Source organism: Bradyrhizobium sp. Rc2d (assembly GCF_900099855.1).
Lineage (GTDB): Bacteria > Pseudomonadota > Alphaproteobacteria > Rhizobiales > Xanthobacteraceae > Bradyrhizobium.
In genome coordinates, this window is the sequence record NZ_FNCU01000115.1 from 1 (window position 1) to 1212 (window position 1212).

Sequence of the window (1212 nt, forward strand, 5' to 3'; positions counted from 1 at the left end):
TGCCGTCCAAACCCATCCCAAACCTCCGTTCAAGCCGGAGGCTTCTTCGCACATCTAATCCAATCCCGAAGCCAGGGTATTGGCTGAGCGCTTACGGCCAATCAGACGGTCGGCGCGTTTGAGTCCGGTCGCCGCGCAATCAGGACAGTGGCGATACACTCCCTTAGCTGGCCTGCATCTGCCTCGCGGCGTCATCCGGGAAGATCTGATCGGTTTGACGGCGCATGATGTCGTAGCATTCGCAGGACGCTTGCTCGAGACGCCCCCTATCGATTTCGATCAAGCCCCGCCGATCTGATCTGATGGCACCCGAGGCGCGGAGTTTGGCAATCTCCAGTGTCACGGTCGTTCGTCGCACCCCGAGCAACTGCGAAAGCGTCTCCTGAGTTAATGATAGGATGTTGCCTTCCGTCCGATCGTGCAGGTGAAGCAGCCACCGGGCCATACGGGCCTCGACGGGGTGCAGCCCATTGCAGGCTGCGACGTGCTGGAACTGCATGAGTATCGACCTCGTGTGCGCCTGGACCACATGTCTGATGGCGCTGCTCCCCATGTAGGCTGCTTGAAAACGCTCTACGGAGATTTGCGATGCGGTGCCGCTCACCCGCACGACCGCGGTCACGGACGACAGGGAGGGGTCTCCCCCCAGCACCGAGAGCGCACCGAGGGCTCCCTCGCGCCCGATCACGGCGGTTGCAATCGTTTCCCCGTTCGGCAGGCCGAGCATGAAGGAGATGGCGCCGCTATGGGGAAAGTAAACACGGTCGCGTCGATCTCCCGATCGCGCTGCCACGGCATCCTGTTCAAGCGATACCTTCTGGAGATGCGGCGCGAGTAATGCGAGGTCTTCCGACGGCAATGCAGCTAGGAGACGATTACCGACGCGGGCAGGGCGCTCCATCATAGGAGCCCCCGAGCGCATACTAACTCAACTTTCATCGTGCTGATTGGAACACCATACGGGTCGAAATCGAGGAGGTTCCCGCGATAACCGACCGACGGGGTCCTTGCTGTGCAATCCGTCTAAGGCCGCCTTGTCAAGTAAAAAATTTAAGCAAGTACCCCCAATTCGTCACCCGGTGTGGATCGAATTGGGAGTCGGCTTTTGATGCTGTGGACGGCTCCTCCACCGGCACGAGAGTGCCAAGGTATGGGCGCCGTTTTTGAGGCTCCCACGATTCGGAGGAGCAGCCTATGCAGTCAATTTCGACG

1 protein-coding gene is annotated in these 1212 nt (G+C 60.0%); it reads right to left on the minus strand.

From position 1 onward, the window contains the following. Positions 1-163: 163 nt before the first annotated feature. On the minus strand, positions 164-904 hold the full coding sequence (locus BLV07_RS45740) for a Crp/Fnr family transcriptional regulator (RefSeq protein WP_091899146.1): 741 nt from the start codon (positions 902-904) through the stop codon (positions 164-166). Between the last annotated feature and the right edge of the window lie 308 nt (positions 905-1212).

Coding starts and splice junctions, on each gene's coding strand:
- BLV07_RS45740 (WP_091899146.1), bottom strand. CDS start 904: ATGATGGAGCGCCCTGCCCGCGTCGGTAATCGTCTCCTAGCTGCATTG.